This is a genomic window from Sphingobium sp. CR2-8 (assembly GCF_035818615.1).
In the GTDB taxonomy this organism is placed as follows: Bacteria; Pseudomonadota; Alphaproteobacteria; order Sphingomonadales; family Sphingomonadaceae; genus Sphingobium.
Map to the genome: position 1 here is coordinate 689,648 of NZ_JAYKZY010000001.1, position 25,758 is coordinate 715,405.

The following is a 25,758-nucleotide window of genomic DNA, read 5'->3' on the forward strand; positions in this document are numbered from 1 at the left end:
GCCCGGCCATCCTTCAGGATGGCCGGGCCAGATAGAAGCCTCTCTGGCTCAAAGCCAAGAGCCTTCGGGTCGCATGGAAAACTTACCACGTCTATGATGCGGATATTGTACAGCTTGGCCATTCTGAACCGGGCTACGTAACTATTTCGCTTAAAAAATTCAGCCAAAGAGGCCATGCAGGAACCAGCCCTGTCCACCGGTCGCGCTGTCCATGCCGTCGCCCTGCCGAAAAACCCAGTAGCGCGCTCCGGTCTCGTCTTCGACGAGGAAATAGTCCCTGACGCTGAGCCATTCCGCGTCGCTAACATGCCACTCGCCATAGATGCGTTCCGGCCCGTCAGCATGCTTCACGCGGCGCCGCGAACCGCGCCAGATGAAATGGACAGGCGGATGATCGGGAAGCAGCGCCATCGTATCGATCGGCTCTGGACGTGCAAACAAGCGCGAGGGTCTGGGCCATCGCTCGGGCCAGCGCAGAAGCGTAGGGTCCGCCATCGGCGCGATACGGGTGACCGACCGTTCGGGAATATCGCTCTCGCGAGCCGCGAGGCGAAACAGGCGGTCCTCCCCTACCCTGTTGCCCAATATGTCCACCAGCGCGGCGACGTCCGGCAACGGCGTCTCGCCAAGATTGGAGATGGTGCGATAACCAAGTGGCTCAACCGAAGGCGCAGCCAGCAACATTCGCTCAACCCCAAAGCCCGGATCGATAGTTTCCAGCCGATCGCAAAGGAGACGCCCCATCTGTTTCCTATCGCGGCTAGGCTTTGCAAGGCCCGCACGAATGGCCTCGATCCGATTGTCGACCCGGTGGAAGCGCAGATCGAGCCGCCTCGCGCCCACGCCAGCTTCCTCCAGTTGCTGGCATAGCTGCGCCACCAGCTTGTGCGTGTAGCGAGCCAAGGTTTCGGGCGCGCCGATCGGCTCGGCGAAGCAGCGCTCGATTTCGATGCGTTCTGGCGCTGCGACCGGTTCGAAAGGCTCAGCAACCCGGCCATATGCCTGGTCCAGCCGCAGGCCTGGCATCGAGCCGAAACGAAGGGCAAGGGAAGCGCGCGGCATCGCTTCAAGGTCTGCGATCGTCTCCATGCCCAGCTTGCCCAGAGCCGAAACGATGCCGACATCGAGCCGCAGGGCTGCGATAGGCAGGCCGCCAATGGCTGCGTTCAGGTCAAGCGGATCGACAATGCGCACCGGATCGGCGCCATAGCGTGCCAAAGCATGTGCTGCGCCGAAGGTAGGCGCACAGACCGCCCGGCCAGCCGTCTCCACCTGCCCCAAGCGCGTCAGCATGTCCTTGAGCAACCCATCGGCGCCGCCGTGCCTGTGGGTGGCGCCGGTGATGTCAAGCATCAGCCCGTCGGGTGGATCAACCGCGATGATCGGCGCGTATCGCCGAAGCGACCAGACCGCCAGCCGTTCAAGCCCTTCAAGATCTGCCTCGGGCTCAGCATCCATGATCTGAAGATCGGGCACCAGCGCTTGCGCCTTGGTGATGGCCATTCCGGCATGCAGGCCGATCAGGCGAGCGGGGGCATTCGCCGCGGTCACGACGCGGCGTTGCCCATCCATCCCAGCCAGGATCAGTGGCGCGTCATGAAGCGGCGCGCTCTGCCCAAGCCTGCGACGCAGCCGATCGGTCGGCCAGGTCGGCAGGAAGAGCGAGACAACCAGTCGCATCGCAGGCTTCCACAAGAAAATCGGCGCTCTCGCCTGCCCGGCACCGGATGAGCTCAACGAACCAGCGGTGTCGACCAACCCCCGGCACCGGAAGTGGATCGGATGGAACAGCCATCACCCGCCACCGCGTCGAGGACGCGGTAGGCTGGCCAAAATCAGCGGCTTCAGCCAGGCGCCGCCACCGCCGGATCGCGATCCCGATCGTGCCGCTGTCCTCAGCCGCCAGCTGAAGGCGCCGCGAGGCGGTCATCGACAATCGCGCGACCTCGGCGACGACACCGCCAAGACCACCATGGCGCAGCCCTTCTTCAAAACAGCTCAAAATGGCGGTTTCATCGCGCGCTTCGACATAGATGATCCGGTCAGGATCAAGCCCGGCCTGGGCAATCGCAGGCGCGAACAGATCCGCCTGTGTCATGCACCAGAGGATCGAGCCGCTTACCCGTGCCAGGATGCCGGCGGCAAACAGCGCGGGTGCAGCGCCATCGGTCACGCCTTGCGCGCCGCCAGCGATTTCATGCAACGCTCCAAGTGTGAGGCCGCCGCCCGGCAGCTTCGAGTCGATGGCGTCGATCCCAAATGGCAGCACTTGTCTGGCTTTGCGCTCAGCGCCTTCGATCTCAGCAATCCGGGCGCGCAAAGCAGCAACATGGGCGCGCGCCCCTCTGTCCGTCATCGAAGGGCCTCCTTGGCTCGGCGGTTGGATTCGTTCTCATTTTGTTCTATTGAGAGAAAGAGTCAACGGGCGGAGTCGGCGCATGGCGGTCGACACTCCCGACGGCTGCGAAACAAGTGAGGAATATCATGGCGAATGCGCCACGAAAGAAATTAAGCCTACGCCACGAAGGCAAGCAGGAACAGGCGCTCGAAACGCCGCCGGCTCCACCAAGCCCCCCTCCGACTCGGCCGGCCTCCATTATCATCCGAGCCACGATCCGGCACTCGTCAGCGACGACGAGATCCCCTGGTAAGCAGCGAGCAGCCCATGTCTCGGCTTCATTGCATGGCCGCAGGCCTTTCCCAGGTCGCCGATCATTTCAAGGCGGAGATGCCCGCACCGATCGAGTTGCCTTCTGAAACCACGGAGGGCGCGCTTGGGCTCGTCATTTTCGAGAACCGTGGCAGGCGGCTGATGCGGGCGGTCACCTGGGGCTTCCAGAGGCTCACCCGTGATATGCGCGAACGCGGCGAGGAGCCCGGCCGGATCGGGCTCGTGGCAGACCTCACCAATCCAAAATGGGATCAGATGGCTGCGGATCCACGCTATCGATGCCTGATCGTCATGACCCATTTCGCGAACCCTGACGGCGTGCCTGGCGAGCGTACCCGAACCTGGTTCTCCCTGAAGCACGAACCGATCATGGCCTGGGCCGGCTTCTGCCGAAACATACCCGATCAGGGGCCGCTCTATGCCGGCATGACCATGGATGCGAATGAGGCGATCCAGCCGACCAACGACCGGATGCCGGTGCTGCTCGACCCTCACGAATATGAGCCATGGCTGCATGGGTCGATCCGGGATGTCATCGGTTTCCAGTTTCGACCACCCTTCGCAGCCGAGCGCTTCAGGGTAGAGCAGACCGATGATCTCTGGCGCAGCGGCAAAGGGCCGCCATCGGCCAGCCCCCAACTGGCGCTCATCTGACATGGGCAGCGCTGCATTTCAGATGGACATGTTTGCTGAGCCGCTGCTGCCAGGGCTCGACTATGCCCGAGATTTCCTGACGCTAACGGAAGAGGCCGCGCTGATCGCCCGGATCGACACTGAGCCTCTGGCCCCTTTCCGTTATCAGCAGTGGACCGGCAAGCGGCTCACGCATAGCTTTGGCTGGAGCTATGATTTCGGGACGGGGCATTTCGGACCGACCGATCCCCTGCCCGATTGGCTGCTCCCGACCCGAGACCGCGCTGCAGGCTTCGCAGGCCTTGAATCAGACGCCCTCGTTCAGGCGCTGCTGATCCGTTACGACGCGGGCGCCGGGATCGGCTGGCACAAGGATCGACCGGTTTTCGAGGACGTCATCGGGGTGTCGCTCGGGTCATCCGCGCCCATGCGGTTTCGCAGGCGCCAGGCGACCGGCTTCGAACGGCGAACGGCGCCGCTCGAACCACGGTCGATCTACAAAATGGCCGGCGAGGCCCGAAATGATTGGGAGCATAGTATTGCCGAGATGGAAGCACCGCGCTGGTCGATCACCTTCAGGACCATGCGGCCCGCTCGATAGCCCACGCTCAAATACTAAGCCCCCTTCCCATTGCGCCGGCGCTGTTTGATGCTAGCCTCGCGGCATGTGCAATCTGTACACGGTCCGCAAGTCGGCAGCAGAAGTGGCCGCGCACTTTGGTGTGTCGGCCCCCGTCACGCAGTTCAATGTCCCCGAGGATGTCTATCCGGGCTACCCCGGCATGGTGGTCCGCGAACAGGACGGCGAGCGTCACCTTCAATCCATGGTCTGGGGCTGGCCCCTGCGCCTGAAGGGCATGAAACCTGAATCCAAGCCCAAGCCAGTCAACAATATCGCGGACCTCAAGAAATCCATGTGGGTGGGCTTTGCGCGAAAACCGCAGTGGCGCTGCATCATTCCGCTGACTGGCTTCGCCGAAGCCGAAGGCGCGAAGGGAAGCAAGACCCGGACCTGGTTCTCGCTCCATGATCGACCGATCTTTGGATGGGCAGCGCTCTGGCGCGACAGCGCAGAATGGGGACCGGTCTATTCAGGGGTCATGACCGACTGCAATGAGGCGATCCGACCGGTCCATGACCGGATGCCGGTGCTGCTTCTCGCCGACGAATATGATCGCTGGCTCCATGGCGATTTCGACGAGATCATAGGCTTTCAGGAGCGCTCCTTCCCTGACGCGATGATCGCCATCGATCGAACGACGGACCCGTGGGTAAAAGCGCGCTCGCCCCAACCTGAAAATCCGATGTTGCTCTAGAAGCTCGGACTCAGCGCCGCCAACGCAGGTCGATCAAGTACATATTTATGGCTGCAGCGCGCGGTTGAGCAAAGTTGACATGCAACTGCGTGGGCATACCCATTCTGATTTTGTGCAGGTTTAGCGATCATAAGACAGAAAGCGTCATCTGCTCAGCCTCGAAGCCCTTCTGGATCGCAAACCGCAAGGGCCTTGTTCTTGAATGAGCGACACTGCACGCCATTGTATCGGCGAAATCAGTGTCGCTCATCGGCATTGCACAATTTGAGCGAGCCGAGTTCCTAAAAGCGATGCTATCGCAAAAGTCGGCCAACGCTGATTGGGACTATGCCCGTCTGATCGATGTCAGCCTGCAGCTGCCGTTTCGGTCTCAACCTTCTTGTCGACCGGCTTGATGTCTTTCACAGGACGTCCGCCCTTTCCGCTTCTGGCCGTTTTCGCCCTTGTTGCGGGCTCAGCTTTGATGGCGGTCTTATCCGCGGCCTTCGGCTTTTGCGGAGCAGGAGAGTCAGCCGGAACAGAAGGCGTAGCGGCTTCGACCACCGGCGTAGCTGCGGGTTTGCGGGCCGGCTTTGCAGCCGTCACTTTTGCAGTCGCAGGCGCTTTTGCTGCGGATCGGGTCGGCTTGATCGCAGGTTCACCCTCGACGGCCGTGGGTGCGGCGGCTGGAGCTTCCACACTCTTGCCTGGTTCAGGCACGGCCTTGGAAGGCTTTGCCCGAGCGACCTTGGCCTTCGTGGCAACCGACTTCTTCTGGGTGGCGACCTTTTTGGCAGGAGGCGTTGCGACCAGGAGTTCGGGTTCAGATGCTGCCAGTGGCTGGACAGCTTGCCGACGGCCGAGCCCGATCTTTGCCGCGATAACGCGTCGCTGTTCAGCAAAAGCCGACGCCACCATCGGATAATCAATCGGGAGCTTGTAGCGTTCACGATACTGTGCCGGCGTCAAACCGTGGGTCGAGAGATGACGCTTGAGCGTCTTGTATGGCTTGCCGTCAATCAGGCTTAGGATGTGTTCAGAGGACGCAAGACTTTTACGGACCGATACAGCAGGCGTGACCTCAGGTTCGGCCGCGATTCCAGGAACCGTATCCCCTTGCAACGCAGTACGCGTCGCCGTGATCAATGCGGCTAGATCTTCATTCGCCACGCTGTTGTTGGATACATAAGCGCTGAGCAACTGAACGGTGAGTGTCGTGAGGTCTGTTTCATTGGCTTGCGACATGGTCTTTTCCTTCTTCGGGCCTGGTTCGCTCGCAGTCATGTTTCATCTGCGTTAAATCAACGTGAATCAAGCGGGTTCTTTACACTGCCGAGTCGCAGAATGACCTTCCCTCAAGGCGCGTATTTCCGTAATCCGGCGGGCTGGATTGCCCAGCGGTGCATCGATCGGCGCAATGAACATGATTGCATTATGGGTCGCCCAAGGCGTGGTTCATCAACCGGCCATTCGCATCACAAGGAATATAAAATCGAGACATGCACATAGCGATAAATCAACTCCACCAGTCGCGGGTAAAACATGTCCCCTACGAACCCCACTATCCCTGTCGACAAATTGCGACTGCCAAGACACAAGCAAGGTCAGTAAAAGGCTAGTTCAGGCAAAGCACGATATATGACGCCAGAATTTCTCAGAGTGGCAGAGCAGGTAATTGAACCGGAAAGCTATACACCGACAACAGCTGCTCAATGGGAAAGCTGGATCAGTGAACAGATCTCGGCTACCGCAGCGGGCTACCTCGCAAAACCTGATTGGCTGACCGGCCACCACAATGGAGAAGCCTCCATATCCGGCGACTATGCCGGGCGCGAGTTGCTCGAGCTCGTGCAGAATACCGCAGATGCAGCCGCGGAGATTGGCGGGCATGGTCGCGTACGGATTGAGATTTGCGAAGACGGCCTTTGCGTCGCGAATACAGGCATGCCGTTCAGGGCTGGCGGTATCCGATCCCTTATGACCGCTCACACGAGTGACAAGCCGACCCGGCGCACTCCTATGATCGGCGCAAAAGGACTTGGCTTTCGTTCTCTGCTCAACTGGTCAACAGAGCCATTTGTGACGAGCGGAGTTCTCGAAATCGGCTTCTCTCGTTCTCATGCGAGGGAACAGGTTCGCATGCTGGGGCAGAAAAGCGCCCAGATCGCCAGACTGATCGAGAGCTCGAGAGTACCGCCAGCGCCCGTACTGGCCTTCCCGATGATGAGCGAAGCGATCAAGCAGCAGAACGACCCGGCAATGCAACGGCTCATTTCGCGTGCCCGAACGCTGCGAGAAACATATGACACTGTGGTCGTCTCCGCCTTCCAGAGCGCGAAGGCCAGGCAGGAAGCTTTCAATCAACTCACCGAGTTTCGCCCGGATTTTCTGCTATTTGTAGAGGCGTTGGATGAAATCGCGATCGTCGAGGACGGTGAAGAGCGCATATGGCGTAAAACACCAACGGGCAAGCTCCTCACGCTCGAGATCATCACGCAGGAGAAGACGGAGGTACAGCAGTGGGTTTGCACGCGCGATGCGGGCGATCTTGCGGTCGAGGCAGAGAAATTGGGCTTCAGGCAGCGTTACGAAATAGCTGTTGCGACCCGCAAGGATGTGGCAACGAAGAGCGGAAACCTCCACTGCTTTTTCCCGACCTCGCTCGAGGTTCCCTTCCCGGCCCTCTTCCATGCCACACTCGATCTCGATTCAAACCGGAAGTTTCTCAATGCGAACTCGCCAGCGAACCAAATTGTTCTAGGCGCGCTCTCGACCCTTTATGCCAAGCATATCGAGAAGCTGGCAGTTCTCGATCCTGCTGCCGAACCGCTCACGCTGTTGAGACGCGAGACCAACTTCCCAGCGCCGCTTCAGGCGTTCGAATCGGCCATCTACATGGCCGCAAGCCTTGCTCCAATCATTCCCAATAACGGGGCAAAGCGCGTCAAAAGCAGCGAAACGCAGGTGGGTCCCAAAGATTATGGGCGATATCTTCCCCGGCGGTTCTTTCGTTCGCTTGCCAGATGCAGGGATGAGCATGATCGCGCGACCCTGAAGCGGCTCAAAGTGGCCGAACTTGATCCCGCAGAGATGGTGCGGGCTCTGGCGGGGGCATCCTTGAGCCTTGATGAAAGAGCAAAGGCGATCGCCGGCATCGCACGCGATTTGCCACCAAAGCTGCACGACCGTACCCTGCTGCTCGACACCCAGGAACGGCGACTGACGCGGGATAATAGCTGCTTTCCGCCGCCATCGACGGGACGTCCGCCTGCATTACCGCGCTGGGCGCGCGCACGGTTCATTCATGCTGAACTCTGGCAGAAAATCTGCAAGGAAATGCCGGGCAATGCCCGAGAGCGGTTCGATCGCCTTTCTGCATTTGGCATTAACGAATATAATGCCATTGGTGTGATCAGCGCGCTGCGACGGCAGGCGATCGAGACGATCAAGCGCGGAAAGATGGAGCGATCGAAGGTCCGGCGTGAGTTCCTGGCCGCTCTGCTAAGCCTGAGGCAAACGATCGCCAAGGACACTGCTTATACGCTGGGGCGCCCTGAAGTTTTTTTGCGCTGATGGCAGATGGCGCGACTGTGGCCAGGTTCACCTCTCCAGCTCCTACGGAGGCCACGGCCCTGTTCTGAGCGCACTGTACGGGTCGCAGCCCTCATATCTGCTGGGATCTATTGAGGGAAATGGACTTGAAGGCCAGCCCGACGAAATCTCGGCGTTCTTCCGTTGGATTGGAGTTCAGGAATGGCCCGTCGGCGTGCGCGAGCCGTTGTCCAGATCGCAGCAAATGCGCGTCAAGAAGGCCCTGCCGACGCATTTCGAAGTCTCAGACGAAAATTACCGGCGCGACATCCAGCGAGACCAGCTGGCATGGGGCACGAACTGGACTGGCGATCATGAAAGCGTGGCGGGTCTCAGCGGCATTCTGGCAAACGCACCAAGTGCCGCGATCCTGGCCTGGCTTGCGCTCGATCCGCGTTTCGACATGATCAGACCACATCGGTTTCAGACAAATATGCAGGCCAAGTCCGGCGCTGCGGCCTATAGACGCTATCATGGCGCGCTTCCCGATCTTGTACGCGACGCCATCGCTACGCAATCCTGGCTTGAGGTTGCCGGCGGCAACCGCGTTGCCCCCATCGAGGCCATGCATATTCCTGGGCGGCTTGGTGATCTGTTCCATCAGCCCGAGCGGCCAACCCTCTCGGAGGTCGAATCATATGGCATTTCGCGGCAAGTCTGGCACCGGGGTCTGCTTCACGCAGGCGTTCCCGATCGCCTTGCCGATGTACCGGCCAGTCAAATCTATCGGCTGCTCTTAAGCCTCAAGGAAAAGGGGGCGGCGCCTGACGTAGTGCGGCGGCTTTACGGCCAAATTCTCGAGATCGACGATCTGCAGCCTGGGAATACGCCAGAAGCGAAGATATTTTTTGATGAAGGGAAGGTGCAGGTACGCCAGCATGGGACGCTGTGCTGGGTTCCGGTCCGGCAAGCGCTCTATCTTGATCGGGATAATTTCCCCGTGGCGGCGCGTGATCATCTTGCGATCATCGATTTGCCCGCACGGCGCAGCGCTAAGGACGTGCAGACGCGGTTCGGAACTGCCCCGGTGAGCCGGCAGGCTTTCACGCAAACGGTATCGGAGGTGATCCAGGCAAGGGACGGTGTACGCACAGTCTTGAGAGATCGTCTTGCTGGCGCACTCCCGTTCATCAAGGCCTATCGGGCCGCGATCAATGCTGAGGTTCAGAACCTTCGGCGGCTTGACCGATTGGACTTGCAAATCGTCTCGGAAGCCAAACTTGCATTCAGCCTTGGAAGCAGTCTCTTTGAGGGTATGCTGGAACCTGGGAGCTATCTGCTCGACGGTGACACGCTCATCATCGCCATCGATGGCGCGGAACAGGAGGATCTGGCCATTGCCCGTGCGACCAGTGCGATCAGCGACGGCCTTGCAGAGCTGTTCGAACTACAGACTGGTGATGATTTCGAAAAGCTGCTTTCAGCAGTGAACAACGACTTGCGGATGCTGCAGCTTAAACGGCTACTCAGTCATCACAGCGCTGAAGAAATCGAGATGCTTCTCGCTACCCTTGATGAAGAGCTTGCCAGGTCCGATCCGGGTCCGAGTGTGGATGCCGATATCTTCGCACGCGCTACCGCAGCACAAGAGCCGGCTATAGAAGACGCCAAAACGCAATCAGACAGCGCCCAGAGCCCTACCGCTTCTGCACCAGTCGCGCCTTCTACGGCCGCCTTTACCCATTCCTCTGCGGCTACGCCTCCCCCACCGCCACCTCCCCCACCGGCACCTCCCTCTCCGCCACCCCCACCCGCACTACCGCCCAAGGCAACCGGCGTGACAGCGACACCGCTCGAGCTAAACTCTGGTTCAGGCACCAGCTCTACGGTGGGATATGTAGGCATAAGGATCGGTGCCCCCCCATCTAACACGGGACATTCCGCACGAGACGTCTCGGCGCCGGCGGATGCTGAGACCTGGGCAATTTTCTACGAGGAGAGCCAGGGGCGTTTTCCTGTGCTGGTCTCGCGTTTACAGGGGGAAGGCGCGTTCGGCTGTGACTGCCTGAGTTTTGCGGCGCATGAAGACCGCACCGCCTTTCAGGCGGCGCCGCATCGGCTGGATCTCGTTGCACGCTTCATCGAAGTGAAGTCAGGCCAGGTAAAACTCACACGCAATGAGGAGCGAGCCGCACGACGGCAGAAGAAGCGTTACTTCATCTACCGGATCCTGCTCGATACCAATCGGGCATCAGCGCATCTCACGATCATCGAAAATCCCATGCACTACTCGACCGCACTCGTGCAGGAATGCGAGGTGAACGTCAGCAAGATCGAAGACCGCAAGGAGCTCAGGCTCAATGCGACGATCTAGCAAGCTGGCCTTCAGGGCACTATTCGGGTTGGCGATGACCAGGTTTCGGGTCCATCAAAGCGCGGACCTGACATGGCCTCCCGACGCTTCACCCGTCACTCGCCCTTCGTGAGATAGGCTCGGGCCTCGAGATAGACCTCCCATCCACGGTTCGGATCTGACTTGAGGACATCCAGATAGGCTTTGGCACAGCCCGACTGAGGGGAATTCACACTGGTCAGCTCAATAAGCTGGAGGGCCGCGTCCTGTTTCTTCACGTCAGACGTCGTAGTTTGCAGAAGTTCATAGGCGCTGAAGACCGACCGGATTGCCCTGAAACGGTCGGAACGCAGTTCCTCGCGCGTATTGAGTTTGAAGAGCGCGATGGTCACCGCCGCTCGTACATGTTTGGGGCCGGAGCTGTGGACGGGCACCGCAAGAATTCCGTTGAACGTAATCAGGGAAGCAGGATCTTCCACCATTGGAAAGATCACCAGCGGCTGTTCTTCATGATCGAGCTGCGCGATGCTATCGACCGCCTTGCCACGCGCGCCCGCAATGGGGAAATAACTCGACTTCTGGGTGGAGTTACAGGGCTTGCAGGCAGCCGCGTAGTTGCCGGTATCAAAGGCCAGCCAATAGTAACCCGTGTCGGCGGCGCCACCTGCCAGATGGGGCACCGTCGCCAAAGGCTTGGGCGCTCTCCAAGCCTTCAGTGCATTTTTCGGGCGAAAATGCTCGACATCATGCTCAATCGACCCCTCCTCTTCCGCCATCGCACGCTCGCAGAAGATGCATTTGAACTGCTGCAGCCGCATGTAGACGATCTTGACGTCAGACCAGATCGATGGAGGCGCTTTGCCTTTCTTCCCGCCCTTCACAGTGGGTTTGGGCGGCGTGAAATAGCCAGCCGTCACCACCTTGGCCGTTTCTTCAGCCGCCTTTTGCATCCAGTCAGGCTTTAGTGCAGCGATCTGAGCAAGGATTTGGGCCTGCGTCGCCTCCGGGTAACGGATCATCGATCAGCCTTCGCCAGTCGCCAGCTTCCGGAGCCATTCAGGCGCATCGACACGTGCTGACTTGAGCTGCCGGCCAACGGTACCACTCTCGCCCCGCGCCGCCATTCGCATGAAGGTCATCGCAGCTCCCGCGTCGCCGCTCACGGCCTGCTGAGCGACCTTGTCGAGTTCCTGTGTAAAACCAACATCGCGCGTGGAATCCAGGCCGAACAGGTCCGACCTCAGTATCTGGTCTGCCGAGAGGCCGAACACCTCTTCCTCGGGCCGGCTGATAACCGGCCGCCCCCTTACATTCTCGACGATCCAGATATTGGCCCGTTCGAGTGTACCGACGATGATAGGGCTGTGGGTCGTGAAGATGAATTGCAAGCGGGGCAGCGCTTTGGCGATCTTGGGGATGAGTATCCGTTGCCATTCCGGGTGGATATGAAGATCGACCTCATCGACCATCACAACGCCTTCCATATCCGAAATGCGGCCATTGGGTGGGCAGGCGGTCGAGAGGTGAGACAAAAGATCGCTCGTCCAGCCGAGATAAGCCCTGTACCCGTCCGACAGCGCACCAAAAGGGACAATCGCCCCATTTGCCCTGAAGAGATATTCTCCAGACTCCATATCACCGGTAAACTTGATGCCTGGCGGCAAGAGCTTTCCGATCAGACGCACAATTTCATCAAATCGCTGGGTGTCACCATGCCATTCGGGCAGCCATGTTCGAAGCGGCGCCAAGGGAAACTGGTCCTCGAACAGAGACGCCACCCGCTGATAACGAGGGTGACGCGACGTGCCTCGGTGCTCGGACGACCCTTGCGCTTCGACCCGACGCATGGCGCCGTAGCCAGCGACAAAGAAGGCGGGCGATGAATCGAGGAAAAGATTCTCGAGCCATTGATCATCCACAGTACCGGGCTTGACGAACTCGACGTCGCCCCGCCGCTCGATCCTGGCGCTGAGCTCATAGTCATCCTGCCGTTGCCTCGCGCCGACAAAATCCTGAGCACCAAGGGACACCTTGATTGAAACCTTGGCCTGCTTGGCCGGCTTGGCCCCGCCGCGCCTGATGAGCGCGTATGGCCTGTAGCCGGTCGAGCCCATGAGCGGAGAGAGGAGTGCAAGGGCGATAGCATCGAGTATGGTGCTCTTGCCCGACCCATTGATACCTAGCAGAACGTTTACATTGAACAGCCGGGGCGGCTTGCCCCCTCCATCAGGGCCAATGCCTGGCGCGAGAAAACTCGTCTCTGCCGTCCGAAAGGACCGAAGATTTTCGATTTTCAGCGACTTCACATACATTCAGAGACAGCCTCGGCCAGGTTCGATCGCATCATAGTCCGCGCTCTTGCGAGATGCGAGTGTCGTCTTGCGATCGACACTTCCCTCATCCGACGTGCCAGCTTTTGGCTTGTGTCACGCACTACTCGCCATCTCAGATAGCTCCAGACCAATGCTACCATACAGGCCGGGAGCGCGCCAACGCTGCATCGGCGCCAGCACCATCGGGGCCATGCTGTCCCTAGCAGCAGGATCAGGTGGGCGCTCGACCAACCGATAGCAGCGATGCGATGCTCAAAGGAAACCAAGGAGCAAGCCTGTCGTCAGCCCTTCAGGAGACCGAATATCTGAAGCGCACCGCCGGCATTTGCAAGGACCTGCTCGGGCGTCAGCACATATTGCGGTAAATACTGCAATCCAACATCCCGGGCACCCTTCTGGGTTAAGGCAATCATGCCTGGGCGTGATCCAAAGACCGCCAAAATCCGCCCAGTCAAAGGTGGGCGGCAATGGCCTGCTACGGCCGTGCGGCCAAGCGAGATGTCAATTATCAGGTCGCCAAACAAAATCCAGCAATGGCCGTCCCAGTGCTCGCCGTCTTCGCCGGAAAATACCCGCCGTCCATCAAAGCTGCGATCGCTGCCGTACATATAGGCGCTGTCGAGTTTCAGCGCGCCGGCTACGACAGGTACGATCGTCCCCAGTGGCTCTTCGAGCGATGCCGCCAGAAGCGCGCTCATGATCACACAACTGCTTCCAGTGGGCGGCACGCTGTGGAGCATGCCCTTTGCAATGTCACAGACCAACTCAAACGCCGGATCGTCCGGCACGGCATCGCGAAACCGCTCCATTGCGGCCTGGCCATGCGATGCAGAGATCAGGGAAAAGAGAGGCTTTGGCCAGACACTCTGGCCGCTCATGCCATCACCCGAGCGCCGAGAATACGCCGCGCGTCGATCCGATCGCGTTTAGTCAGCTCGCCGATGAGAGCCTCGAAACTCACGCGATAGCTTGGTGCGAGGTCAAGCGCCGCAATATGTTCAAGGAGATGCTGCCCGATCGCCCGCGTGTTGATCGACACGGTGAGGATGTCATCGGGTGACCAGGAGGCACTCCAGTTGTCACCTAGCCTGGTCAGGCGAAAGGTCTGTTCCGGATCATGGAGAAATGTGCGGTAGAAGCCAAAATTGCGAACAATCTTCGCGGCTTCCGCAGCGGGCAAACCGAGGTCCAGCATCGCAGCCAACCCCACCAGATCGAATAAATGGCTCAAGCGATATGCGACGGCAGCGCCCGGTATGATAGGCATATCCTGCCAGAGCGAAAGGCGATCTAGCCAGTTGCCCAGTCTGGATGCAGGCACCCCGATCAGGGCGGGAAGATCGCGACGACTAAATGCGGCATGATTGGGAAAGTCCATAACATCTCCTTGATACAATCATCATCAACTTGATGTTAGATGTCAAGGGAAGGGCGGATCGATGGCCGCGCATATAAAATTGTGAGATGAAATTGCGGAAGTTTCGACCAAGCAATTAAGACCTGCGGAATTGCGACTGGCGCCCGACGTTCCAAATCTCTAAACATTCGGTCCACAACCGAAACGAGATGATTCAACCAGAATGAGGTGCAAGGTCTATGGCCGCCCCACGCTTTAGAGAGAGGGCAACCGTGAGTGACCGTTCTTGATTCGCGCCTCCTGGAACTGATTGAAATATTGGTCGCCGCGCGGCTCGATTGGCTCGCGTTCGAACTCGTCTTTGTTGTCGAAGCGGGGCGCCATGCTGAGGAATCCGAAGAAGCGCTCGAGATAGCCCGACATGCGATCCGTAGAGGGGGCCCTGTCGAACCGCGTAGCGAGCCAGTTAGCCTGATCGAACAACCTGCCCCCATCCCAACCGACGCGCAGCTCGCGTGGGCCGCGAACTATGTAGAGCGCAGGCTTGGCGATGCTCTGGGGCAGCTTGGCGCGTCGATCGAGGCTCTCGATTCCCTTGTAGACGGAACAATCGAGCAGCAGGATGCCAAGATCGCCATAGGAGGTCCCGGCGTTGGACGCGCAGTAAGCGCCTCTGCGCTACTGCTGGATGGGGAGAGCGAGCGCGAATGTGGGCGCGAAGATGTCGAAAATGCAATTAAGAGTCTTCCCAAACTTCGCGCGGCGCTGCGCCAATGGGCTGGACAGTCGCCGGATGAGGTTCTGCCATGATGCAGACCGATATCCAGTCCGCGCTCGACGCTATCGTCGGGCATGTTACCGCTCTGGACCATGCTTCGGGCGCCGGACGCATTTTCGAGTTGTTCATCATGACCAGCATCGCGCAGGGCTTGCGTAATGCTCACTTCAGCGTCTGGGTACAACGCTCAGATGGAAGCATCATCCATCCCGGCGATCCAGACCGCCGCTTCATTCAGCGCGGCGGCGCGCCGACAGGGGTTGCTCCCGCCTCGGACGGGCCTGAAAATGCGAGCGTCATTGGATTTCGGCGGGAAAACGGTCCGGCCTGGGAAATCTGGAACGGTATACAGTTCGCGGGGCGGAGCGCTGCCACCCATGAGATCGACATCTCCATCGTTCCAGCGAGCGTCGGCGCGGCGTTACGGGTCCATGGAGGCATTCCCTTCGGCCGCCCGCGCGTCGCAATCGAGTGCAAGGATGTCCGTACAGCAGGTAGCCTTGACGAGATGCGCGCATTCATAGCGCGGCTCTATGATGTGACGCTGTTGCGTGCGCATCATCGCCATTTGACTTTTCCCGATGTCAGGGCGCTGCATCCGGGAAGCCCCAATACCCCCAGACACCGCGCGACTGTGACCTACTGGCAAGAGAACCGGCGCACCAGAAACATCATCGCTCGGCGGACAGGCTTTACCAGCGGTACCGCTCCTCTGGGAGAATATCATCGGGTGGAAGGCCATCGCGACATCGATGTCGGAAGCTCCACCCTTGACGAGCTTGTCTTCTCGGTCGTGAACTGGGCTGCTCAAAATGCCTGAGCCTGACGACTTCACCCGGCAGCAAAGCACGGAGGCGATCCGGCTCTACCAGCTCTATCGCGACGCGCTCGACCAAAGCGCGGTGGACGGGCAGTTCATGCCCTACCAATGGTGGTCGCTTCCCGACCCACTGAGCGTCCCTTGGATGGCTTTCTCCGGCATGCTGAGCGACTATGCAACGGAGCTTGCGAATATCATCAATAGCCTGACCCATGACGTGCATCGATTGCGGGCGTGGGCGAATGTCAGCGCGTCGCTGACGGACAAGGAAAAGCTTGTCGTCTCCCACGAGTTTGTCGACACTTTGGGAACGGTCGCTCTCGGCCGGCCCTATGCGATCAAGTCACGCTTTGCGTTCGCAGCCGGCCATCTTGGCCACCAGGCCAATATGGCGAAGGACATGGCAGGCTGGCGCGACATATTCCCTGCTGACCGCGTGCTCTATCTTAATGATATCGAGGACGTCTGTCGTGGTTGGCGGCGATTTCGGGCATTCAAACGACGAGTCGAGCCAATCGGCGGCGCGGCCTTCAAGGAGGCCACAGAGGATTTTCGCAATGCCTACAACCACCGCTTCTCTGCGCGTCTCCTCATCGGGATGAGTGCTATGGTGACGCGTAAAGTGCGCAAGAATGGGCAGGTTTCCTATGGGATCGGTAGAAGCCCGCCGCTCAATCTCGCTCAGGTCGCCGACCTCCTCGCTGCCGAACGGGATCATTGTTACCGGGCGTTCGAAGCCTTTCAGAGCCTGGTTGACGAGCAGTGTCAGAATATCTCTCGGTTCGAGCAACAAAGCCCAATTTGAGGTTTCATATTATCTCGCAGATGCCAGCAAAGGCATCTCGCGGCGCGATATCAAGAGGATGTCGCTCATCGGGGGGAAGGGGTCGACATGCCAGTAGTATTGGCGGCAGGAGCCGGCAAAGCCGGAGCGGTCATGTTGCGTTGGTCCGCAATCAAGCATTTGCGTCAGATTCGATACGCCATCATAGACAGTGATGCATCCGAGCTTGAACGTTCCGAGATCGAGCAGAAAATCCATCTAAAGCGAAGTCTCCCTGGACATGCGAACATGGATGTCCTGCATATGGCTGATTTGAAGGCACTCTCGAAAATCCTGGGGGGCGTTGATATTTGCGTCGTGGTCGCCGGCATTGGCGGTATAGCCGGCAGTGTTGGAGCAATCACCATGATTGAAGCCGCACGACGGATGGGCATTCCGTGTCTCACCATTGCTTTGATTCCCGCCCATGGCGAGGATGAAACGAAGGTAAGTCGAGCGCTGAACAGCCTTGATCAGATAGTCGACATGAGCGACGTGACTTTCCTCGCCCCCATCGACCCAGGGATATTGGGCTCTCTTCAGGATGATGAGAATGCCCTGAAGGCCCAGGACCTTTATGAGTATGTGGATCGCGTTCTTCAGATCGGTTGTGCGCCCCTTCCGACCAATCTCGTCGCCCGCGCAGCTTTGACGCGCGCAGCCGAACGTGGGCACCTCGGACTGTTTCGTCGATATCTTTTCCGCCCCAGCGAAGAGAGCGCCATGGTAGCGCAGCTCTGGTCCCATCTGACCTCAGACCCCAATATACAAGATGTCCAGTTAACCCGAGCAAGCGACGTTACCATAATCGTGCAAAGCTACAGGCAGCCTTCGGCTGCGATCGTCGGTCAAATTACCTACTCGCTCTCCAAGGCCTTCCCTCCCGAGATCCAGCTTGATCTCATCACCCGGCGCAACCAGGACTGCGGCGACGCGCTTGGCCTTGAGTTCGTAAGTTTCTGTCCTGCACCGCTTAACCTGATGGCGCGCGTCTCGCGGACTTTGCAATTGCAGCCCTGGAACCCATTAATGCCCTGGCTTGATCGAACCATTCCGAGCCCTATCGCCGGCCGCGAGGTTGGTTTGACCGGAGGGCAGATTGTGGTGGCGGGAGCGGCGACCAGGGTTCCGGTGGATCGCCAACGTAAGTCGATGTTCATCGGGATACGGAGTCTGTTCCGGCCTTCTACCGGTCCATCGGGATTTGCCCAAGGCAGCTATCTTGCACGGTTAGATGAGCTGCTGACGCACATCGAAGCGAGCGGAGCGCAACTGAGCAATGTGACAAAAATCCTCTGGGCGGCATTTAGAGCCAATGGCTGGCGCCTTCCGCCACCCAAGACCGCGCCTCTGGCCAGCATCTCCGGTGCTTGGCGCAATCGTCGCGGATCGAGACTGTGGAACTGGCGTAGTGTGGCGATCATCGGCCTTCTTGTGGCTATCCCGTTCGCGACCTCGTCGCTGATACTATGGAATATGCAGTCGATAGTCCGTGCCAGCCTGGCCATGAACGACACACCTATAGATATCGGGGAAGAGCTTGTGGATGCAGACAAGTTCCGTATCCTCGCAGCAAGCAAATTCACGCCAGCTACCTACGGGCGATATGAAACGATGGGCCTGGCCGCAGCACTGCCATCGGTCCAGACCTCTCATCTTGATCTCTGGGCTGTCCAGCAGGGCTATCTTCAGTTGGACAGGTTTAATGATGCCAAGCCTCCATTTGCCTTCGTCGAGGTCGGCAACGCCATGACAACCGGTCAAATACGGTTGGTTGCCGATTATCTTAAAGCGGTCTCTTCGTCACCTGCCCAAGCGATGTTCGCATTGGGTATCTTCCCGGAGCTTGAACGCTTCGCGAAGCTCGCCGACGTATCCAAGGACCAAGCCGCCTCGGACATGTTCGCCGTCTATGCCGCCGCGGGGGCTGGCGGAGATCTTGACACGATCCTGGGCATTGCCGGTTGCCGTACGGTGAGGGCCGCGGTTGATCGCCATTTCGCCTGGAAGCGTGAAGCGCCGACCGACATTGCCCTTTCCGATCGTCACTATCTGATGGCACTTGCCTTCAGGGACACCGCAGCCTGCCGTCGTGATCCATCAAAAATTTTCGACGCCGGCCGCAGCTTCAGCGATTTCACGAAAATTGCTTATGTACGGCAAGAGAATAAGGGCGCGACACGGAGCAGCGCCGTAACATATGATGTCGTTATTCCTCGAGGTCTAGCGAAGGAACCAATAATCGATGGCGATCTCGGGGTGTATCTATCCGGCCTGCGGGCATTTTATTTTCTTGATTTTTCTCGGGCGCGCGAGAAATTCGACCGGCTCTCTAGATCTTCTGATCGCGATACCGCAACGCTGGGTTCATTCCTGCTCGCGCGTATCATCTTTTGGGCGCATGATTTCGATAGCGGCTCATATCGGCCTGACTTGTTCCCGCCCTGGCGCCATCTCGTCGAGGATGCCGATTACAGTGTTACGGACCAGGAACTTGGACACCAGGTCAATGAAGCAGCAAAGGATCTGATCGACGAGGGCGAACTGGAAAACTGCTCGCAGGCCAGCAAAAGCGACACTTGCCGCTGGGCCGTGCGGAAGCAGCGCGCTGATGAGGTATTCAGCCCCTTTCCGCCATCGGACGCCGAACTCATACAGGCAGCCCTGAAACGCGTGGAACGCAATCCGATCATCGATCCAGAACTTGTGCGTCTATATCTCGGAGCGACTACGATAGAAGGCGATGACGGACCAGAAGACACAAACAACTCTCTGGAGGAAGAACTGTGACAGCGCGAGAATCCGAGCCATCTGGCAAGGGCGCGCGCTGGTTCCTGGCGCTCGTCAGTATTATCGTTGCGATCGTCACGTTCGATCCGCATTTCGAGAATATTAAACTTCTTTACTACGCTTGGGACACATTTCTTCCCGAGTTGACTATAGCAAGCCTTGTGATCGCCGGATTTGTCGCTGCAAGGACGGGCGTTCTCCATCTTGTCGCAAGGCATCGCCTTATATTTGCATGCCTCTTCATCCTGCTCGCCTGGAGCAGCTGGGGCCTCATAAAGCGAAGCGCAACCAAGGCCGATGGTCCTGGCGCAGCAGAAATCTCGACTTTCATGGAACGGCCGATGACTTCACTCTTGGAGTGGCTCGGGACGCGGCATGAGGCCTATTCACTGCGACAGGCGAAATATTTCCACAAAGAGATGCGCCTGCGGGCAGTGGATGCCTTCTATGCGCAGGATATTCAGCGAACAGCAGCGTATCTTCGCGCGTCTAAGAGCATATTCGAACCAGACGACCAAGAGGGCAAGAATGTCGATGATGCTTTGAGCTTTCTTGTGTCACGCGAACGCTACATCGCAAATCACAAGGAACGCATCGCAAAGTTCGAACCGCTATTCCCCTTGGCCCCTGCCCGTCTCTACATGATGAGAGCGGTCTCACAGCTCGAACGTGACGATCAGCAGGCTCCGGAACTGACAGCGGTAAGAGCAAGAATATATCGCGGAGGCAATGAAGCGAAAGCTGCGGTCAGTGACTGTCTCATGACGCAAAACAAACCATCAGCGGGCGATGATGGTCGTATGATGATCAACCTCATGCTTGATGCCATGGGGCAATATACGGTTTGGCGTAGCGGAATTGCGGGCGAGCAATGGTGCAAATCGCTGCAATATCAGTTGCCGAATCATGCAACCAGAAATTCGTTTCTCGATCAGTTTGATACGTTGATGCGTAATCTCTGGGGATCAGCGCTAGATGACCCATCTAAGGAGATAGAGCCAGGCGGTCCGATACGGAGCCGGTCGAACGAACGAGACGAGAATGCGATTGATCGTAAGCGGTAAAAATCCCCCACATTTTCATGATTTGGCGATTTGGTAATTAGTGCGCCTTGCATTTGCGAGGTTGCGATGAGTGGTGATTTCGAAACGGGTTTCGAAACTGAAAGGGCTGAGAGGGTAGGCAAGGCCGAGCGTCTTGATGTCATTCCCTTGTCGAATGGCAACCGTGGATGGACTCCGGCGGCGAAGGCGCGGATCATTGAGGAGAGCTTCAAGCAGGGAGCGAATGTGTCTGAGGTGGCGCGGCGTCATGGCATGCTCCCGCAACAGCTTTATAACTGGCGAGGGCGTTTCCGAGAGCGGGCCGAGGGGATGGCCTTTGTTCCCGCGGTGATCGAAGACCCGGCTGCACCTCCCGTACCGCCGCCATCTTCCGGGCCACCGGCGCCCTCAGTGTCATCGTTGCCCGCGAGCCTGAGGAGTGGCGGTGAGATCGTCATCGAGACCCGCGGGCTGTCGATCCGCATCCCGTCGCACGTCGATGCCGACCATATCGAGCGGGTGCTCCTGGCCGCGCGGGTGACCACGTGATCATCCCGCCCGGGCCGTTGAAGGTGCTGGTTGCAACCCAGCCCGTGGACTTCAGGAAGGGCATGGTAGGCCTCGCCTCACTGGTGCAGCAGGAACTGCGGCTCGACCCATTCTCAGGCATGCTTTTTGTCTTCCGGGCACGCCGGGCAGACAGGATAAAACTCCTGCTATGGGATGGCACCGGGCTCGTACTCGTGACGAAGCGGTTGCAGGATGGGAAGTTCCGCTGGCCCCGACCGGGAGACGGCGTGATGAAGCTGTCGGCGGCCCAGGCTTCGGCGTTGTTCGAGGGGCTGGACTGGTCGCGCATGCATGTGCCGCGCGTGCCAAAACCACTTCATGCACAGTAGATCGCACGCCTGATTCTGTCTGGCGCAGGGGTGTTCCCAGCCGTGCGAAACCGGCTAGAATACGGGCGTGGCGGCGCATCCTGAACCCCCTCTCGAGACCAGCCCGGAGGCTGGATATGACGAGCTTCCCGATAATGTGGAGCAGCTCAAGGCGATGGTGCTGGCCGAGCGCGCTCGCGCGGCGCGGCTTGAACATATCCTCAAGCTGATCAACCGCTCGACCTTCGGCAAGCGTTCGGAAAAGCTCCCGGTCGATCAACTGGCATTGACGCTGGAAGACCAGGGCGTCGCCCTTGGCGAAGCCGATGGCTTGCAGGACAAGACCGCCGAGGAGGCCGAACGTTATGGCCTCAGGCCGCGTCGTCGACGGGCTCCGGATGCCGAGCGCGCATCACTGCCAGCGCATCTGCCGCGCTTCGAGACAGTGATCGAGCCCGAAAGCCTGGAATGTGCCTGTGGCGGGGCGCTACACAAGATCGGTGAGGACCGGTCCGAAAGGCTCGACATCATCCCGGCCCAGCATCGTGTGATGGTGACGATCCGACCCCGCTATGCCTGCCGCTGCTGTAGCGACGGCGTTCGCCAGGCGTTGGCACCGGCACATGTCGTGCCGGGCGGCTTGCCGACCGAAGCGCTGATCGCCGATGTTCTGATCAACAAATATTGCGACCACTTGCCGCTTTACCGTCAGTCGAAGATCTTCGCCCGGCAAGGCATCGAGATCAGCCGCGCCACTCTGGCGAACTGGGTTGGTCGCGGCATCGCTGCGCTGATGCCGATCACCGACAGGATGCGCGCCGATGCGCTTGCCCGTGCCCGTCTGTTCGTCGACGAAACTACGGTCAAGGTGCTGGCACCGGGAACGGGCAAGACGAAAACCGGCTACATGTGGGTCATAGTGTGCGACGATCGCGCTCATGGCGGCGTCGATCCGCCTCTGGCGCTCTATACCTATATGCCGGGACGCGGAAAAATGTGGGCCAGGCAGTTGCTAGGGTCATTCCAGGGCATCCTACAGGTCGATGCCTGGCAGGCTTATGACCAGTTCGGCAAGGATGATAGCGCCGACGTCGGCGTCACGAAGTCCTTTGTTGGGCTCACCTGCGACGCGGCTTCGTCGATGCAGGCAGCGATGCCCCGGTCGCGCAGGACGCTTTGCAGCGCATTGCCGAAATCTATCGCATCGAGAAGGAAATCCGGGGGCGCGCGGCCGAGGAACGCCTTGCCGTCAGGCAGGAGCGAACCCGTCCACTGGTCGACAAGCTCCATGCCTGGTTCGCCGCCACCGCACCGCGCATGATGGCTGGATCGGCAACGAGCGATGCGATGAAATATGCGCTCAAGCGCTGGGCGGGCTTTACCCGGTTCCTCGACGACGGCAGGATCGAGATCGACAACAACGCCGCCGAACGGGCCGTCAGGCCGGTGACTCTCCAAAGAAAAAATGCACTCTTCACCGGCCACCAACTCGGCGCCGAAAACTGGGCAGCGATCTCCTCGCTGGTCGAAACCTGCAAGATGCTGGACGTCAATCCCTACGCTGTTGATTGCCACTGAGATGTGACCCGGGGGCGCTATAAGTTTCCACTGAGAATTGACCCATGTTTCCCTCCCCTCCGGCTGTCAGTCGGAGGGTCTCGGAGTGATCAACATGGACTTACTCAGTGTGATCCGCCGATGGCATTTCCGGCAGGAGATTTCCATTCGGGAGATCAAGCGACGGACCGGCCTATCGCGCAACACCATTCGCAAATACCTGCGTTCCGATGCGGTGGAGCCCAGTTTCAAAGTTCCGGTGCGCCCCAGCAAACTCGATCCCTTCGCGGACAAGCTGTCGGCTTGGCTGCGGGTGGAATCCAAGAAATCCCGCAAGCAGAAGCGGACCGCCAAGCAACTCTACGTGGATCTAGTGGAGCTGGGTTACGATGGCTCCTATAACCGGGTGGCCGCCTTTGCCCGCCGATGGCGGACCGAGCTTCAGTATGAACAGCAGACCAGCGGACGCGGGACGTTCGTTCCTTTGGTTTTCCAGCCTGGCGAGGCCTTCCAGTTCGACTGGAGCGAGGATTATGCCGTGCTGGACGGCAAAGTGACGAAACTGCAGGTCGCTCATACCAAACTCGCGCATAGTCGCGCCTTCATCGTCCGAGCCTATCCCCCTCGCTGATCGCCCAGAGCGAAGCCCGCACGCCAATCGAAACAAGGATCGGCGAGGTCCGGACCGAACGCCTTGAGGACGGCACATCCGTCCTCCTCGACACTGACACGCTGCTGCTTGTCACCATGACCCCCACGCAGCGCCGCGTCGAGGTGAAGCGCGGCCGCGCACGGTTCACCGTCGCCCAGGACGCCCGTCGCCCCTTTGTCGTCCATGGCGCCGGAACGGATGTCACAACCAAAAGCGGCAGTTTCGACATGACCGTCCGTGAGGGGCTCCGCCTCAATCCGGTCGACACGCTGCTGGACCTATCCTTTGCTCGTGCGCTTGCCGAGGGCCAAGCCAGAAGGCTTCAGCTGCGGCCGGGGCAACTCCTTACCCTCAAGGCTGGACAAGGCGCTCAGATCTCTGTCATTTCTGCCCCTCGTTCCGAGCAGCAGTGGGTGACCGGCGTGAAGAGCTTCGACAATGTCCCGATCAGTGATGTCATCGCAGAAGCCAACAGCTACAGCGAGACCAAGATCGAGCTGGCGTCACCGGCGCTTGGCCGTCGCGAGATTTTCGCCGACATCGACATTCGTGACATCGAACGGGTCGCCCAGGCGATCAGCGCCTTCCTCGACGTGGACATCGATCGATCTCACCCCGGCAAGCTGGTCCTCGGCGCCAAGAAATAATATTTGCGAACAGCTTTAGAATAACGCGCGCCCGTCTCTCTCATTGAACCCCAAAAAGGGGCAATGAAAGACAGGGGCAAATAATGGGCATCATGAAGATCGCGCTGTTGAGCAGCGCTGCACTTTGTATGAGCGCTGTTACTGGGCAAGCGCAAGCGCAGGAACCCGTCAGGACCTATGATCTTCCTGCGCAGGATCTTTCCACAGCGCTGCGCACGATCGCGCGCGGCAGTGATTACCAGCTTGTCGCCGATGCCAAAAGCCTCAAGGGCGCGCGCGCCCCCTCCCTCGCCGGCGCCTACACGGTCGAAGAAGCCGTGGCCGCCCTCCTCGCGCCGTCAGGCCTCACCGCCGAGATCAGGGATCGCACCATCACCCTGCGGGGGCGAGACGCGCCGTCGCGCGAGGAGGTACCCTATCCAGTTGCTCGCCAAAGCCGGATATCTGGTTCTCTCGGTCCAGCGGCCACCCGCGCCACTGGGCAATCAAAAGATGGACCCACATGAACGTGAGCGGCGCCAACTCGAGGGCTTTATGGAGCGGCGCAGCATCTTGTCAGCCATCGAGACGAAGGTTCAACAGCTTATCGTTGCCGGCCTCGTCGATCCAGAACGCATCGGCATCACGGGCCTGAGCGATGGCGTATCGACCGTGCAATTTGCTGCCCTTCACAGCACGCTTTTCAAAGCCGCTGCGATCAGCAGCTGCTGCTGGGAAGGGTCGCAAACCTGGCTTCTTGGGCCTGTTATCCAGGCAGAATATGAAAAGCGAGGCTGGCCCGCCTCACCTACCGACAATCCGCCTCTTTGGGAGGGCCTATCCTGGTCGCGGAATGCGGATCGCATTCCTTTCCCCGTCCTAGCCCAGATGTCGGACGATGAATATCTTTCAGGGCTCGAAGCCCTCACGGCCCTTCGCCGCGCCGGCAAGCCCGTGGATCTCTATGTCTTCCCCGACGAGCATCATGTGAAACGACAACCTGCTCACAGGGCTGCGATCTATCGACGGGCTATCGACTGGTTCAATTTCTGGTTGCTCGACAAGCTGCCTCATGGCGCAGGTCAAGCAGCCCAAGAGGCTGAGCGTTGGCAGCAGATGCGAGGAAACTTGATTCAATGAGAGGCAAAACTGGGTGCATGATGGGCCTGACCTTTCGGGATTGCTCGCCAACGCGTTATCCACGCCTCCATGTCGAGAAGCGCCATGAGACGGACATAGTGACGATCGATAGCTGGACCACGTACAAGCACCTCATCCAAGGCTGATCGACTGATAAGCCGGTGCCGGGCAAGTTCACCATCCATCAGCCGCTCGCGTATTTCGTCGAGACGCTGGTTGACCAGACCTCAACGCATCGGAATATCGGATCGAGGCGGCGAGCGACATTGAGGTAGATGAGCGCCTCTTTCTGGACGCTGCCCTTGGCACCCGGATTTTCAGCGCAACGCTCGACCGGCTGTCAATTCGCGCCGGTGAAACGGCCCGACTTATCATCCTGCGCCGGGGAGACGGGCTATGAGCGATGAGCGACAGGATATGCCACAAGGCCCTGACGAACCCGGATCGCCCGCGCAGGGCAGCGGCGCCAAGGGCCATT

At 59.3% G+C, this 25,758-nt stretch carries 24 protein-coding genes and 2 pseudogenes; 19 read left to right on the forward strand and 7 right to left on the reverse strand.

What is annotated here, in order from left to right; translation table 11 throughout:
• Window positions 1–159 precede the first annotated feature (159 nt).
• Window positions 160–1,680 (reverse strand): Y-family DNA polymerase, encoded by a 1,521-nt coding sequence (locus tag U5A82_RS02900; RefSeq protein WP_326288501.1) that lies wholly within the window; start codon window positions 1,678–1,680, stop codon window positions 160–162.
• On the reverse strand, window positions 1,595–2,320 hold the full coding sequence (locus U5A82_RS02905) for an ImuA family protein (RefSeq protein WP_442802135.1): 726 nt from the start codon (window positions 2,318–2,320) through the stop codon (window positions 1,595–1,597). The genes U5A82_RS02900 and U5A82_RS02905 overlap by 86 nt, the downstream gene beginning before the upstream one ends.
• Before the next feature lie 363 nt (window positions 2,321–2,683).
• Here U5A82_RS02905 and U5A82_RS02910 point away from each other — a divergent pair, with 363 nt between their 5' ends.
• The 3 genes from U5A82_RS02910 (at window position 2,684) to U5A82_RS02920 (ending at window position 4,620) form a co-directional block, all read left to right on the forward strand.
• A complete protein-coding gene (locus U5A82_RS02910; RefSeq protein WP_326288505.1) occupies window positions 2,684–3,325 on the forward strand; it encodes an SOS response-associated peptidase family protein in 642 nt (213 codons plus the stop codon).
• Window position 3,326: 1 nt separating this feature from the next.
• On the forward strand, window positions 3,327–3,905 hold the full coding sequence (locus tag U5A82_RS02915) for an alpha-ketoglutarate-dependent dioxygenase AlkB (RefSeq protein WP_326288506.1): 579 nt from the start codon (window positions 3,327–3,329) through the stop codon (window positions 3,903–3,905).
• 64 nt (window positions 3,906–3,969) lie between these two features.
• Complete coding sequence (locus tag U5A82_RS02920) at window positions 3,970–4,620, forward strand: SOS response-associated peptidase (RefSeq protein WP_326288508.1); 651 nt, start codon at window positions 3,970–3,972, stop codon at window positions 4,618–4,620.
• 345 nt (window positions 4,621–4,965) lie between these two features.
• On the opposite strand, the gene U5A82_RS02925 is transcribed toward U5A82_RS02920, so the two are convergent.
• Window positions 4,966–5,844, reverse strand: coding sequence for a Ros/MucR family transcriptional regulator (locus U5A82_RS02925; protein ID WP_326288509.1), 879 nt, complete (start codon window positions 5,842–5,844; stop codon window positions 4,966–4,968).
• Window positions 5,845–6,237: 393 nt separating this feature from the next.
• Here U5A82_RS02925 and U5A82_RS02930 point away from each other — a divergent pair, with 393 nt between their 5' ends.
• Window positions 6,238–8,172, forward strand: coding sequence for a sacsin N-terminal ATP-binding-like domain-containing protein (locus U5A82_RS02930; RefSeq protein WP_326288510.1), 1,935 nt, complete (start codon window positions 6,238–6,240; stop codon window positions 8,170–8,172).
• A 223-nt stretch (window positions 8,173–8,395) separates the two neighbouring features.
• A complete protein-coding gene (locus U5A82_RS02935; RefSeq protein ID WP_326288512.1) occupies window positions 8,396–10,504 on the forward strand; it encodes a protein NO VEIN domain-containing protein in 2,109 nt (702 codons plus the stop codon).
• Between the two features lie 95 nt (window positions 10,505–10,599).
• On the opposite strand, the gene U5A82_RS02940 is transcribed toward U5A82_RS02935, so the two are convergent.
• The 4 genes from U5A82_RS02940 to U5A82_RS02955 all read right to left on the reverse strand — a co-directional run bounded on the left by U5A82_RS02940 (window position 10,600) and on the right by U5A82_RS02955 (window position 14,194).
• Complete coding sequence (locus U5A82_RS02940; protein ID WP_326288514.1) at window positions 10,600–11,502, reverse strand: hypothetical protein; 903 nt, start codon at window positions 11,500–11,502, stop codon at window positions 10,600–10,602.
• A 3-nt stretch (window positions 11,503–11,505) separates the two neighbouring features.
• The gene (locus U5A82_RS02945; protein WP_326288516.1) at window positions 11,506–12,795 is read right to left on the reverse strand and encodes an AAA family ATPase; all 1,290 of its coding nucleotides are present in this window, start codon (window positions 12,793–12,795) and stop codon (window positions 11,506–11,508) included.
• A gap of 302 nt (window positions 12,796–13,097) precedes the next feature.
• Window positions 13,098–13,694, reverse strand: a complete 597-nt coding sequence (locus tag U5A82_RS02950) for a hypothetical protein (RefSeq protein ID WP_326288518.1) — start codon at window positions 13,692–13,694, stop codon at window positions 13,098–13,100.
• Window positions 13,691–14,194: a hypothetical protein gene (locus tag U5A82_RS02955; protein WP_326288519.1), complete on the reverse strand. Its 504-nt coding sequence runs from the start codon at window positions 14,192–14,194 to the stop codon at window positions 13,691–13,693. Before U5A82_RS02955 ends, U5A82_RS02950 begins: the two co-directional genes overlap by 4 nt.
• Window positions 14,195–14,449: 255 nt before the next feature.
• Between U5A82_RS02955 and U5A82_RS02960 the strand changes: the two genes are divergently transcribed.
• The 14 genes and pseudogenes from U5A82_RS02960 (at window position 14,450) to U5A82_RS21675 (ending at window position 25,680) form a co-directional block, all read left to right on the forward strand.
• Window positions 14,450–14,983, forward strand: a complete 534-nt coding sequence (locus U5A82_RS02960; protein ID WP_326288520.1) for a hypothetical protein — start codon at window positions 14,450–14,452, stop codon at window positions 14,981–14,983.
• Entirely contained in the window at window positions 14,980–15,771 is a 792-nt protein-coding gene (locus tag U5A82_RS02965) for a hypothetical protein (RefSeq protein ID WP_326288521.1), read from the forward strand. The genes U5A82_RS02960 and U5A82_RS02965 overlap by 4 nt, the downstream gene beginning before the upstream one ends.
• Window positions 15,764–16,576, forward strand: coding sequence for a hypothetical protein (locus U5A82_RS02970; RefSeq protein ID WP_326288522.1), 813 nt, complete (start codon window positions 15,764–15,766; stop codon window positions 16,574–16,576). The genes U5A82_RS02965 and U5A82_RS02970 overlap by 8 nt, the downstream gene beginning before the upstream one ends.
• A gap of 87 nt (window positions 16,577–16,663) precedes the next feature.
• Entirely contained in the window at window positions 16,664–19,384 is a 2,721-nt protein-coding gene (locus tag U5A82_RS02975; RefSeq protein WP_326288523.1) for an FtsZ/tubulin family protein, read from the forward strand.
• Window positions 19,381–20,448, forward strand: coding sequence for a hypothetical protein (locus tag U5A82_RS02980; RefSeq protein WP_326288524.1), 1,068 nt, complete (start codon window positions 19,381–19,383; stop codon window positions 20,446–20,448). The genes U5A82_RS02975 and U5A82_RS02980 overlap by 4 nt, the downstream gene beginning before the upstream one ends.
• Before the next feature lie 66 nt (window positions 20,449–20,514).
• Window positions 20,515–20,976, forward strand: coding sequence for an IS66-like element accessory protein TnpA (tnpA, locus tag U5A82_RS02985; protein ID WP_326288525.1), 462 nt, complete (start codon window positions 20,515–20,517; stop codon window positions 20,974–20,976).
• The gene (gene tnpB / locus U5A82_RS02990; RefSeq protein WP_278391367.1) at window positions 20,973–21,326 is read left to right on the forward strand and encodes an IS66 family insertion sequence element accessory protein TnpB; all 354 of its coding nucleotides are present in this window, start codon (window positions 20,973–20,975) and stop codon (window positions 21,324–21,326) included. Before tnpA ends, tnpB begins: the two co-directional genes overlap by 4 nt.
• A gap of 154 nt (window positions 21,327–21,480) precedes the next feature.
• Window positions 21,481–22,374 (forward strand): annotated as a pseudogene (tnpC, locus tag U5A82_RS02995) (IS66 family transposase); the annotation flags it as partial.
• Window positions 22,375–22,427: 53 nt separating this feature from the next.
• Window positions 22,428–22,883, forward strand: coding sequence for an IS66 family transposase (locus U5A82_RS03000; RefSeq protein WP_326288788.1), 456 nt, complete (start codon window positions 22,428–22,430; stop codon window positions 22,881–22,883).
• 94 nt (window positions 22,884–22,977) lie between these two features.
• Window positions 22,978–23,481 (forward strand): annotated as a pseudogene (locus U5A82_RS03005) (IS21 family transposase); the annotation flags it as partial.
• Between the two features lie 50 nt (window positions 23,482–23,531).
• Entirely contained in the window at window positions 23,532–24,161 is a 630-nt protein-coding gene (locus U5A82_RS03010) for a FecR family protein (RefSeq protein ID WP_326288789.1), read from the forward strand.
• Between the two features lie 83 nt (window positions 24,162–24,244).
• Window positions 24,245–24,667 carry an STN domain-containing protein gene (locus tag U5A82_RS03015; RefSeq protein WP_326288530.1) on the forward strand — a complete coding sequence of 141 codons (423 nt, stop codon included), beginning with the start codon at window positions 24,245–24,247 and terminating at the stop codon, window positions 24,665–24,667.
• Window positions 24,654–25,280: a prolyl oligopeptidase family serine peptidase gene (locus U5A82_RS03020; protein WP_326288532.1), complete on the forward strand. Its 627-nt coding sequence runs from the start codon at window positions 24,654–24,656 to the stop codon at window positions 25,278–25,280. Before U5A82_RS03015 ends, U5A82_RS03020 begins: the two co-directional genes overlap by 14 nt.
• A 265-nt stretch (window positions 25,281–25,545) precedes the next feature.
• Window positions 25,546–25,680, forward strand: a complete 135-nt coding sequence (locus tag U5A82_RS21675; RefSeq protein WP_442802147.1) for a hypothetical protein — start codon at window positions 25,546–25,548, stop codon at window positions 25,678–25,680.
• Window positions 25,681–25,758: the final 78 nt, after the last annotated feature.

Coding starts and splice junctions, on each gene's coding strand:
- U5A82_RS02900 (WP_326288501.1), bottom strand. CDS start 1,680: ATGCGACTGGTTGTCTCGCTCTTCCTGCCGACCTGGCCGACCGATCGG.
- U5A82_RS02910 (WP_326288505.1), top strand. CDS start 2,684: ATGGCCGCAGGCCTTTCCCAGGTCGCCGATCATTTCAAGGCGGAGATG.
- U5A82_RS02915 (WP_326288506.1), top strand. CDS start 3,327: ATGGGCAGCGCTGCATTTCAGATGGACATGTTTGCTGAGCCGCTGCTG.
- U5A82_RS02920 (WP_326288508.1), top strand. CDS start 3,970: ATGTGCAATCTGTACACGGTCCGCAAGTCGGCAGCAGAAGTGGCCGCG.
- U5A82_RS02925 (WP_326288509.1), bottom strand. CDS start 5,844: ATGTCGCAAGCCAATGAAACAGACCTCACGACACTCACCGTTCAGTTG.
- U5A82_RS02930 (WP_326288510.1), top strand. CDS start 6,238: ATGACGCCAGAATTTCTCAGAGTGGCAGAGCAGGTAATTGAACCGGAA.
- U5A82_RS02935 (WP_326288512.1), top strand. CDS start 8,396: ATGCGCGTCAAGAAGGCCCTGCCGACGCATTTCGAAGTCTCAGACGAA.
- U5A82_RS02940 (WP_326288514.1), bottom strand. CDS start 11,502: ATGATCCGTTACCCGGAGGCGACGCAGGCCCAAATCCTTGCTCAGATC.
- U5A82_RS02945 (WP_326288516.1), bottom strand. CDS start 12,795: ATGTATGTGAAGTCGCTGAAAATCGAAAATCTTCGGTCCTTTCGGACG.
- U5A82_RS02950 (WP_326288518.1), bottom strand. CDS start 13,694: ATGAGCGGCCAGAGTGTCTGGCCAAAGCCTCTCTTTTCCCTGATCTCT.
- U5A82_RS02955 (WP_326288519.1), bottom strand. CDS start 14,194: ATGGACTTTCCCAATCATGCCGCATTTAGTCGTCGCGATCTTCCCGCC.
- U5A82_RS02965 (WP_326288521.1), top strand. CDS start 14,980: ATGATGCAGACCGATATCCAGTCCGCGCTCGACGCTATCGTCGGGCAT.
- U5A82_RS02970 (WP_326288522.1), top strand. CDS start 15,764: ATGCCTGAGCCTGACGACTTCACCCGGCAGCAAAGCACGGAGGCGATC.
- U5A82_RS02975 (WP_326288523.1), top strand. CDS start 16,664: ATGCCAGTAGTATTGGCGGCAGGAGCCGGCAAAGCCGGAGCGGTCATG.
- tnpA (WP_326288525.1), top strand. CDS start 20,515: ATGAGTGGTGATTTCGAAACGGGTTTCGAAACTGAAAGGGCTGAGAGG.
- U5A82_RS03015 (WP_326288530.1), top strand. CDS start 24,245: ATGGGCATCATGAAGATCGCGCTGTTGAGCAGCGCTGCACTTTGTATG.
- U5A82_RS03020 (WP_326288532.1), top strand. CDS start 24,654: ATGGACCCACATGAACGTGAGCGGCGCCAACTCGAGGGCTTTATGGAG.